Annotated in this window: 10 protein-coding genes; 6 read left to right on the plus strand and 4 right to left on the minus strand. The window is 68.6% G+C overall.

Going from position 1 to position 10,001, the window contains the following annotated elements; translation table 11 throughout:
• The 4 genes from ON23_RS06805 to ON23_RS06820 form a co-directional block, all read left to right on the plus strand.
• On the plus strand, window positions 1-1,525 hold a 1,525-nt coding region (locus ON23_RS06805; RefSeq protein ID WP_039777000.1), incomplete at its 5' end, for a glycoside hydrolase family 13 protein.
• Window positions 1,526-1,576: 51 nt separating this feature from the next.
• Entirely contained in the window at window positions 1,577-1,855 is a 279-nt protein-coding gene (gene ctaJ / locus ON23_RS06810; protein WP_030512693.1) for an aa3-type cytochrome oxidase subunit CtaJ, read from the plus strand.
• A gap of 10 nt (window positions 1,856-1,865) precedes the next feature.
• Window positions 1,866-2,312: a DUF5130 family protein gene (locus ON23_RS06815; protein WP_086006849.1), complete on the plus strand. Its 447-nt coding sequence runs from the start codon at window positions 1,866-1,868 to the stop codon at window positions 2,310-2,312.
• Window positions 2,313-2,472: 160 nt separating this feature from the next.
• Complete coding sequence (locus ON23_RS06820) at window positions 2,473-2,958, plus strand: helix-turn-helix domain-containing protein (RefSeq protein ID WP_083903742.1); 486 nt, start codon at window positions 2,473-2,475, stop codon at window positions 2,956-2,958.
• A 150-nt stretch (window positions 2,959-3,108) separates the two neighbouring features.
• Here the strand turns inward: ON23_RS06820 and ON23_RS06825 are convergent, their stop codons facing one another.
• Window positions 3,109-3,699: a ClpP family protease gene (locus ON23_RS06825; protein WP_039777002.1), complete on the minus strand. Its 591-nt coding sequence runs from the start codon at window positions 3,697-3,699 to the stop codon at window positions 3,109-3,111.
• A 9-nt stretch (window positions 3,700-3,708) separates the two neighbouring features.
• Window positions 3,709-4,326, minus strand: a complete 618-nt coding sequence (locus ON23_RS06830) for a ClpP family protease (RefSeq protein WP_039777003.1) — start codon at window positions 4,324-4,326, stop codon at window positions 3,709-3,711.
• A gap of 116 nt (window positions 4,327-4,442) precedes the next feature.
• Between ON23_RS06830 and ON23_RS06835 the strand changes: the two genes are divergently transcribed.
• Window positions 4,443-4,886, plus strand: a complete 444-nt coding sequence (locus tag ON23_RS06835; RefSeq protein WP_039777006.1) for an SgcJ/EcaC family oxidoreductase — start codon at window positions 4,443-4,445, stop codon at window positions 4,884-4,886.
• A gap of 62 nt (window positions 4,887-4,948) precedes the next feature.
• Here ON23_RS06835 and pepN read toward each other — a convergent pair whose 3' ends face one another.
• Window positions 4,949-7,543 carry an aminopeptidase N gene (gene pepN / locus ON23_RS06840; RefSeq protein ID WP_039777007.1) on the minus strand — a complete coding sequence of 865 codons (2,595 nt, stop codon included), beginning with the start codon at window positions 7,541-7,543 and terminating at the stop codon, window positions 4,949-4,951.
• Between the two features lie 192 nt (window positions 7,544-7,735).
• Here pepN and ON23_RS06845 point away from each other — a divergent pair, with 192 nt between their 5' ends.
• A complete protein-coding gene (locus tag ON23_RS06845; protein WP_063821229.1) occupies window positions 7,736-8,590 on the plus strand; it encodes a phosphoribosylaminoimidazolesuccinocarboxamide synthase in 855 nt (284 codons plus the stop codon).
• 71 nt (window positions 8,591-8,661) lie between these two features.
• Here the strand turns inward: ON23_RS06845 and ON23_RS06850 are convergent, their stop codons facing one another.
• Window positions 8,662-9,936, minus strand: a complete 1,275-nt coding sequence (locus ON23_RS06850; RefSeq protein ID WP_083903743.1) for an RNA polymerase sigma factor — start codon at window positions 9,934-9,936, stop codon at window positions 8,662-8,664.
• Between the last annotated feature and the right edge of the window lie 65 nt (window positions 9,937-10,001).

Here is a 10,001-nt window from a genome sequence, read left to right on the forward strand (position 1 = left end):
TCTCGCCGGCGTGCGCGACCGGCTCGGCTATCTGGAACTGCTGGGCGTCGACGCGCTGTGGATCTGTCCGGTGATGCGATCCCCGATGGCCGACGGTGGATACGACGTCAGCGACCCGCGCGATATCGACCCATTGTTCGGCGACCTCGCGACCATGGACGAGTTGATCGCCGCAGCCCACGAGCGCGGCATCCGGGTGACGATGGATCTGGTGCCCAATCACACCAGCGACCGCCATCCGTGGTTCGCGGCCGCGGTGGCGGCCGCTCCCGGCAGCGCCGAACGGGCCCGCTACCTCTTCCGCGACGGTCGCGGGCTCGACGGCTCGCAACCGCCCAACAACTGGCCCAGCATCTTCGGCGGTCCGGCGTGGACGCGCATCACCGAGCCCGACGGGACGCCGGGGCAGTGGTACCTGCATCTGTTCGCACCGGAACAACCGGATCTGAACTGGGACAATGCGGAGGTCGTCGCCGATTTCGAGCAGACCATGCGGTTCTGGCTCGATCGCGGCGTCGACGGCTTCCGCATCGATGTGGCACACGGCATGGCCAAACCGCCCGGACTGCCCGATATGGATCCGATCGTGGTGGCGGCGGTGGGCCCGTCGGCAACCCAACCCTCGGACGCCGACGCGAAACTGCTGGTGCACGACGACAGCGATCCGCGCTTCAACAATCCCGGGGTTCACGACATCCACCGGCGGCTGCGCAAGGTGGTCGACGAGTACCCGGACGCGGTGTCCATCGGCGAGGTGTGGGTCGACGACAATATCCGCTTCGGCGAGTACGTGCGCCCGGACGAACTTCACCTCGCCTTCAACTTCCGGCTCGCCGAGACGCCGTTCGACGCGGCGAAAATCCGTGCGGCAGTGGAGAATTCGCTGGAATCGGTGGCGCGCGTCGGTGCCGTCCCGACGTGGACGCTGTCCAATCACGATATCGAGCGGGAGGTGACCCGCTACGGCGGCGGCGCGTCCGGCATCGCCCGGGCACGGGCGATGATCATGCTCGAACTCGCGCTTCCGGGCGCGGCTTTCGTCTACAACGGCGCCGAATTGGGGCTGCCCAATGTCGACGACCTGCCCGAGGAGGTGCTGCAGGACCCGGTCTGGGAACGCTCCGGCCACACCGAACGCGGGCGTGACGGCTGCCGGGTGCCGATCCCGTGGGAGGGGACGAATCCGCCGTTCGGATTCACCGACAGTCCCGATTCCTGGCTGCCCATTCCGGCGGGCTGGGCCGATCGGACCGTGGCGGCGCAACGCGAATCGCCCGACTCGACGCTGTCGCTGTATCGGGCCGCCCTCGAAGTGCGCCGGACCCGAGCCGAATTCGATGGCGACACCGTCGACTGGCTGGACGCGCCGGAGAACTGTCTCGCATTCCGCCGGCCGGGCGGGCTGCTCTGTGTGCTGAACGCCTCCGCGGCCCCGATCGCGCTGCCTCCGGGCACGGTGCTGCTGGCGAGCGCGCCGCTGCGCGGTGCCCTGCTCGCACCGGAGTCGGCGGCCTGGTTGGTGTGACACGGGCGGCTCGGCGCGGACCGGCAAACCACGATCGTCTACCGTTGAGCTGTGAGCATTCTCGAAACAGTGCTGATCTTTCTCGGCATCCCGCTGGTGATCTACGCGGTGATCGCCGGATTGTCGTTCCTCGGCAAACCGCTGCCCGGTGAGAAGCCGGTCCACTACGACCTCGGGAAGAAGTGGACCGCGGAGCCGGTGCTGTGGAGCGCGACCGACGAGGTGACCGCATTCGGTCACGGTGTCGCCGAGTCGTCGCATGGACACCATGCGGCCATCGAATCCACCGGGGCAGATCTGATCGGAGGCCGGGCAAGTGGCAACTTCTAATTGGCCCGTGGTGGACCCGTCCACCCTGCCGCACGGGTACGCCATCACCCCCAGCGGGCGGGTATCCGGCGTGCACGAAGCCGGTGACGTGTTCAAGGAAGCGCCGTTCAACGACCACGAGCGGCTGCTGATGGACAACACCCTCACCGAGGCGACACGCAGCACCAAGGTCCGGTTCAACATCTACATCGGCGATCTGGGCGCGAATGCCGCCGCCGGCGCCGACGCGGTGTTCCCGTCGACTCCCGAGGCGGCACGTTCGGTGCTCATCGCCGTCTCGCCCAACGACAAGGCGGTCGAGGTTCGTTCCGGTCGCGACGTCGCCGACCGCGTGAACGACCGGGTCTGCCAGCTCGGTGTCACCGCGGCGCTCGCGTCGCTGCGGCAGGGACAGCTCATCGACGGACTCGTCTCCGCCGTCCGCGTGATGGCGTCCGCGATCGGCCGCCCGAGCTGATTCGTCCGCACTGATCGGCACGCTCGCGCCGGTTCGCATCAGGGCCACGCACCCCTTCCCGGAACAGCCGGGAGGGGGTGCGGCTGTATACGGACGACCCGAAATACGCTGTGAGCGTAAGCGGGCTCGCCCGGCGCGGCGGTGGCCGTAGGCTCACCGCATGGCCGAGTATCCGCAACTGCATTCGATTCCCGGCGGACGCGACCTCGAGTCCGCGTCCTCGACCGGTGCGGACAGCGCGGCAGAGCCCGCGGCCGAATCCGCTCCTCGACCGCAGCGAGATGTGCTGCGGCCGGTGCCGTCGCGCCCCGATCGGCCTCGCGAATCCCGCGCCGCCCGCGAACCGCTGTGGCGTGAGGTGCTCGGAGAACGGCTGCGCGAACTGCGCCGCGACCACGGTGAGACGCTGACCGAAACGGCGGGACGAGCCGGGATTTCGCCGCAGTATCTGTCGGAGATCGAACGGGGGCGCAAGGAGCCCTCGAGCGAGATGATCGCCGCCCTCGCCGGAGCGCTCGGCACCACCCTGGGCGAACTGACCGCGGAGATCGCCGCCGACCTGCTCCGCGTCACCCGCCTCGCCCCGGTGCGCCCGCTGGCCGCCCGTCCGCCGTTCGGTCCCACCATGCTCGCCCGCGCCGCCTGAGCCCGCACCGCGCCGCACCGGAGCTCGACTGCGACGCCGTGATCCCTTGCTCCGCTGTGGAGTGCTCTCCGGTGCCGGCCCGAGCATTCGACGTGCGACGGCGGATGGGGTGGCTCGGATCGCCCCGGGGCGATCCGAGCGAGTATCCGCTCAGGTCCGCGCGCCGAGGATGGTGTCGGCCAATCCGTATTCCACCGCTGCCTGCGCGGTGAACACCCGATCGCGATCGGTGTCGTGCCGGAGGGTCGCGACGTCCTGACCGGTGTGACGGGACAGGATCGTCTCGATTTCGGCGCGCATCCGGACGAGTTCGTCGGCCTGGATGATGAGATCGGGAATCGCGCCCTGTCCGCGGGTCGCGGGTTGATGCAGGACGGCGCGCGCATGCGGCAGCATCGCACGCCGGCCCGCCGCGCCGCCGGCCAGCAGCACCGCACCGACCGCGATGGCCTGGCCGACACAGGTGGTCGCCACCGGTGACGAAATGTGCTGCATGGTGTCGTAGATCGCCAGCATCGCCGACAGATCGCCGCCCTCGCAGTTGATGTAGAGGTTGATCTCCTGGCCCGCGCTCTCGGCGTCCAGATGCAGCATCTGCGCGATCAGCGCATTCGCCACCCCGGAATCGATCGGGGTGCCGAGGTAGACGATCCGCTCGGTGAGCAGGTGCGAGTAGACGTCCATGATCCGCTCGCCGCGCGGGTGCTGCGCGATGACATTGGGAATGGTGTAGCTGGTCATGATGTGCCCCTATGCTTTCCCGGCCGACATTCCGATGCGCTGGCGTTGCGGGATGACCTGGTCGAAGGAGTCGACGATGTGGTCGATGAAGCCGTACTCCCGGGCCTCGGTCGCGGTGAACCAGCGGTCGTGCAGCGAGTCCTCGTAGATGCGGTCGAACGGCTGCCCGGTGTCCTCGGCGATGAGTCCGAGCACGGTGTTCACCGTGTGGCGCAGATCGTCGGCCTGCACCTCCACCTCGCCCGCGCTACCGCCGATGCCGGCCGACCCCTGATGCATGAGGATGCGGGCGTGCGGTAAGGCGTAGCGGCGGCCGCGAGTTCCGGCCGAGAGCAGGAATTGCCCTGCGCTGCAGGCCAATCCGAGCGCCAGCGTCGACACCCGGCACGGCACCAGCCGCATCACGTCGCGAATCGCGAGCATCGACGGGACCGACCCGCCGGGGGAGTGAATCCACAGCGAGATGTCGGCGTCGGGGTCTTCGGCCGCGAGGGTGAGCATCTGGGTCGTGAGCAGCGTGCCGTTGTCGTCGTCGAGCCCGCCGTCGAGGACGAGGATGCGGCGGCTGAGCAATTGCTCTCGCGACCGCCAACTGAACAACGGAATCTTGTTGTCGTCGTGAGCCATACGCCCACCGTGCCCCAGCGGACACGGCACGAGCCCGTCATGCTGCTGTCAGCAGATCCGCTCACAGCAGCGAACTTCTTGACCTCAACCGCTCTCGAGGTCCAAAGATGATCATCATGAACACGACGGACCAGAATCCGATAATCGAGGACAACAGCGTCGACCATGCCGAGGACCGGCTGGCGATCGAGGCACTCATCGCGAATGTCGAGACCGCGTTCAATACCAACGACGCCGAACTGATGGTGCGGGATGTGGCCCGTAATGCCGTGCTGGGCAACGCGGCCGGCATGCTCCTGCACGGCCGCGACGCGACGCTCGCCGCGAGCCGGGACGGATTGGCGGGATTCCTGAAAGACCAGTACGTGCGCTACGAGGTCATCGGCATCACGTTCCTGCGGGCGGATGTCGCCATCGTGCACAAGGCCGCACGGGCGGTGACCGCCGATGGCGCGCCCATCGATATCGACCCGGCGATGGTCGCGCTGTATGTATTGACCAAGGAGGATGGCCGTTGGTGGATCGCGGCGCGGCACAATACACCGGTGCCTCGGCAGTGAACCGCGTCGTTTCGCGGTCCGGTGTTGCGGCGCCCACCGATCGGTAGGCGCCGCAAGCCGACTCAGGCGATGTCGGCGGCGCGGGCGCGCAGCGAGCGTTCGATTCCCGCTTTACCCTCGATCACCAAGCGGCGCAGGGCCGGCGGGTGCTCGTCGGCGAGGAACTTGTCGGCCACGGCCACGGCCTCCTCGCTGATGGCCCAGTGCGGGTAGAGGCCGATGACGACGGTCTGCGCGACCTCACTGGAGCGGCGCTCCCACACCGAGGCGATCTCGTCGAAGTAGCGCTGCACGTACGGTGCGAGCAGCTCGCCCTGCCCGACCGGCGCGAAGCCGCCGACGATCGCGCGGGCGGTGATGTTCGGGACGGAGTCGTCGTCCATCACCGTGTGCCAGGCCTTTTCCTTGACCTCGGCCTGCGGGCGGGCGGTGGCGGCCGCGGCCGCCTGGCGCCGTCCGGCGGCGGTGGGGTCGCGCTCGAGTTCCGCGTCGATGACCGGGGTGTCGGTGCTCTCGGCGTCGAGCTGACCGGCCGCCGCCAGGGCGCCTACGATCCGCCAGCGCAGATCGGTGTCCACCGCGAGGCCGGGCAGCGCGGCCGCGGCCGGATCGGAATCCAGCAGCAGGGTGCCCAGCACCTCGCTGTGCCACGGCGACAGGCGCGCGCCGGTGAGGGCGTTGACGAAGGCCAGCTGATGGTCCGAACCCGGCTCGGCCGCGCGGGCCAGTTCGAGGAGACGATCGGCGAAGGCCGGCCATCCGGTCTGGTCGGCCCACTCGGGGTCGGCGTAGCTCGCCAGGGCGGTCTGCGCCTGCATCAGAAGTCGTTGCACGACACCGATTTCGGTTTCGGCGCCGATTCCGCGCTGCACCAGCGCCACGAAATCCCGGGCCCGCATTTCCGCCTGCCGGGTCATCTCCCACGCCGCCGACCAGCACAGCGTGCGCGGCAGGGATTCGGCGATATCGGCGATCCGTGCGATCACGGTGTCGAGCGACTGCGGATCCAGGCGCAGCGAGCAGTAGGTCAGGTCGTCGTCGTTCACCAGCACGAGCTGACCGCGCTCGACACCCACCAGCTCGGCGACCTCGGTGCGCTCGGCGGCGTCGAGATCGAGTTCGACGCGCTTGGTGCGCACCAGTTTTCCGTCCCGGTCGTCGTAGACGCCGATCGCCAGCCGATGGACGCGATGCTCGCCTGCGCCGGGTTCGGCGCCGCCCTGCACGACCGCGAATCGGGTGAATTTACCGTCGGCGTCGACCTCGAAGTCGGAGCGCAGCGTGTTCAGGCCGGTGGTCTTGAGCCACTGCGCGCCCCAGTCGGAAAGGACACGCCCGGAGGACTTTTCGAGCGCTCCGACCAGATCGTCGAAGGTGGCGTTGCCGAAGGCGTGTGCGGCGAAGTAGTCCCGCAGGCCGGCCAGGAACGGCTCCAGCCCGACGTAGGCCACCAGTTGCTTGAGCACCGACGCGCCCTTGGCGTAGGTGATGCCGTCGAAGTTGACCTCCACGGCCGCGAGATCGGGGATGTCGGCGGCGATGGGATGGGTGGAGGGCAGCTGATCCTGCCGGTACGCCCACGACTTCTCCACATTGGCGAACGTGGTCCAGGCGCCGGTGTATTCGGTGGCCTCGGCCTGGCACAGGACCGAGGCGAAGGTGGCGAAGGATTCGTTCAGCCACAGATCGTCCCACCACTTCATGGTGACGAGATCGCCGAACCACATGTGCGCCATCTCGTGCAGGACGGTCTCGGCGCGCCGCTCGTAGGAGGCCCGGGTGACCTTGGACCGGAAGACGTAGTCCTCGAGGAACGTCACCGCGCCGGCGTTCTCCATGGCGCCGGCGTTGAACTCGGGAACGAACAGCTGGTCGTACTTTCCGAAGACGTACGGGACGCCGAAGTTGCGGTGGTAGAACGCGAAGCCCTGCTTGGTTTCGGTGAAAAGCCGTTCCGCGTCCATGAATTCGGCGAGCGAGGCGCGGCAGTAGATGCCGAGCGGGATCGTGGACTGATCGTCGGTGTACACATCGATCCACTTGGCGTACGGCCCGGCGATCAGCGCGACCAGGTAGGTGCTCATCCGCGGTGTCGTGGCGAAGGTGTGCTCGACCACCTCGCCGACGGTGCGGGTGGCGGTCGCGGCGCCGTTGGAGATCACCTCCCAGTCGGCGGGCGCGGTGACCGTCATGTCGTAGGTCGCCTTGAGGTCGGGCTGGTCGAAGCAGGCGAACATCCGCTTGGCGTCGGCGGTTTCGAACTGCGAGTACAGATACACCTTGTCGTCGGTGGGATCGACGAAGCGGTGCAGGCCCTCGCCCGTGTGCGAGTACACGCAGTCGGCCTCGACCACCAGGACGTTGTTCTCGGCCAGATCGGTCAGGGTGAGACCCTGGGACTCGTCGTAGCCCGAAATGTCGAGTTCGGTGCCGTTGAGAACGGCCGATCGCACACCGGCGGCGACGATATCGATGAAGGTCTGCGCACCCGGGGTGGCGGTGAACGTGACGGTGGAGCGCGAGAAGAACGTCTCGCCGGCGGTGGCCGCGGGACCGGTCGGCTGCCCGGTGAGGTCGAGTTCGACGCGATAGTTCTCCACACTGATCGTCGCGGCCCGCGCGATGGCTTGTTCGCGGGTGAGGTTCGGTGCAGACAAGGAGACTCCTTCGCTCGGACCGGTCGTGTGGACCACGCTGCGGATGCAGTCGCTGACGGTGCCCAGAATGCCACGTTCGCGCTCGCACGGCTGGGCCGACCGTGCATCCGCACCCCGTGCGAGACGAAACGCCGCGCGCCGCGCCACCGAGCGTCCGGTGCCGGCGGGGCGCTCGGTAGGCTGGGCGTTCGTATGCGGCGGACAGCGAAGCGAGGAGGGCCGGTGAAGCACATCCACGCCGGTAAGGTGCGCGATCTCTACGAGGACGGGGAATCGCTGATTCTGGTCGCCTCCGATCGGGTCTCGGTCTACGACGTGGTGCTGCCGACGCCGATTCCGGACAAGGGCGCACTGCTCACGCAGCTGTCGAACTGGTGGTTCGACTACTTCTCCGATGTGCCCAACCACCTACTCTCGACCACCGACGTGCCGGACGAATTCGCCGGGCGCGCGGTGCGCGTACGACCGCTGAAGATGGTGCAGGTGGAGTGCATCGCCCGCGGCTACCTGGTCGGCTCGGGACTGCAGGAGTACCGGCGGACCGGCGCGGTCTCGGGGGTGACGCTGCCCGCCGGGCTGCGGGAGGGAGACGAACTTCCCGAGCCGATCTTCACCCCGACCACCAAGGCGTCCGCGGGGCACGACGAGCCGATCACGTTCGACGATGTGGTGAATCAGGAGGGTCGCGACGTCGCCGAGAAGTTGCGCGACCTGACCCTGCAGATCTACACCCGCGGCGCCGAGCACGCCGCGGGGCGCGGTGTGATCATCGCCGACACCAAGGTCGAATTCGGCTGGGACGGTGATGTTCTCACCCTCGGTGACGAGGTCCTGACCTCCGACTCGTCGAGGTTCTGGCCGGCCGACGAATGGGAGCCGGGCCGGGCGCAGCGCTCGTTCGACAAGCAGTTCGTCCGCGACTGGGCGACCTCCACCGGCTGGGACAAGGAGCCGCCCGGCCCGGAGATTCCCGCCGAGGTCGTGGCCGTCACCCGCGAGAAGTACAGGGACGCCTACCAGCGCATCACGGGCAACACCTGGGCGTGAGCGCGGTCGGGTCACGGCCGAAGCAACTGCGCCGCAGAAGGTTTCGATAACCGCAGCCCCGTGTTGCTCGGCTACGGGGCGCGCAGCTTCGCCGCGCGCAGCATGAGGTAGTCGCGCTCGGGCGTACTCGTGGTCAGGTGTGCTGCCGCCGTATAGGACTCGATCGCGGCCGCACGGTCGCCCGCCATCTCGTACAGGTGTCCGCGTACCGCGTCGAGTCGATGGTTGCCGCGCAGGCGATCCGCCAGCGTGTTCGCCGACTCCAGCCCGGCGGCGGGCCCGTGCACCATGGCCACCGCCACGGCGCGGTTCAGACTCACCATCGGATTGTCCGACAGCCGCTCGAAGACGTTGTACAGCAGAAGAATTCGCTCCCAGTCCGTCTCCTCGGCGCTCGGCGCCCGGGTATGCAGTGCGGCGATGGCGGCCTGGACGCGGTAGGGGCCGCCGAGTCCGGCCTCGACCGCCGCCGTCGCCAGCCCCATTCCCTCCCGGGCGCGGTCGCGATCCCAGCGGGTGCGGTCCTGTTCGGCCAGCGGAATCAATTCGCCGCTGGGCCCCAGGCGTGCCGCGCGGCGGGCGTCGGTGAGCAGCATCAGCGCGAGCAGGCCTGTGACCTCCGGATCGTCCGGGAGCAGCCGGTGGACCTTGCGGGTCAGGCGAATCGCCTCCGCCGCCAGATCGGTGCGGTACAACCGGGAGCCGCCCGTCGCGGTGTGTCCCTCGGTGAACATCACGTAGAGCACGTGCAGTACCGGCCCGAGCCGCGAGCCCCAGTCTTCCGGGGCGACAGCGGACTCGGCGAACGGCCGCGGCAGTGCGCCGAGCCGTTTCTTCGCCCGCGAAATACGTTGCGCCATGGTTGTTTCCGGCAGCAGGAAGGCGCGGGCGATCTCCTCGGTGGTGAGACCGCCCATTGCGCGTAGCGTGACCGCGATCGCACTGGCGGGCGACAACGCGGGATGGCAGCACAGCAGCAACAACGTCAATGTGTCGTCGGCGGCCGAATCGGTATCGGAGGGCGGCACGTCCCGCAGGGCAGCCGTCGTCTCGCGGGAGCGGCGTGCGATCTCCGAACGCACCGAGTCGATCAATCGCCGCTGTGCGACCTGGAGCAGCCAGGCTCGCGGATTGTCCGGATACCCCTTGTCCGGCCACTGGGTGACCGCGGCCAGCATCGCCTCCTGCACCGCGTCCTCGGCCGCGTCGAAATCGCCGTAGCGGCGCACCAGGATTCCCAGCACGACCGGCGCGACCTCGCGCAGGAGCAGCGCGGCCTCCTGCGCGGAGTCGTCGCGCTCCGACGGGCGCCCGACCGGGACGGCCGGTACCTGTGATCCGGGCATGGCGCGGCGGATCAGGCCTCGGTCGCCGGAGCGTCCATCACCGCGCGCACCTCGATGTATTCACC

This window comes from Nocardia cerradoensis NBRC 101014 (assembly GCF_000308535.1).
Taxonomy (GTDB): Bacteria; Actinomycetota; Actinomycetes; order Mycobacteriales; family Mycobacteriaceae; genus Nocardia; species Nocardia cerradoensis.

Bases quoted from the DNA above. Each gene is read 5' to 3' on its own strand.
- ON23_RS06825 (WP_039777002.1), bottom strand. From the start codon at position 3,699: ATGACCAGCTACACCATTCCCAATGTCATCGCGCAGCACCCGCGCGGC.
- ON23_RS06820 (WP_083903742.1), top strand. From the start codon at position 2,473: ATGGCCGAGTATCCGCAACTGCATTCGATTCCCGGCGGACGCGACCTC.
- ON23_RS06845 (WP_063821229.1), top strand. From the start codon at position 7,736: ATGCGGCGGACAGCGAAGCGAGGAGGGCCGGTGAAGCACATCCACGCC.
- ON23_RS06850 (WP_083903743.1), bottom strand. From the start codon at position 9,936: ATGCCCGGATCACAGGTACCGGCCGTCCCGGTCGGGCGCCCGTCGGAG.
- ON23_RS06835 (WP_039777006.1), top strand. From the start codon at position 4,443: ATGAACACGACGGACCAGAATCCGATAATCGAGGACAACAGCGTCGAC.
- ON23_RS06830 (WP_039777003.1), bottom strand. From the start codon at position 4,326: ATGGCTCACGACGACAACAAGATTCCGTTGTTCAGTTGGCGGTCGCGA.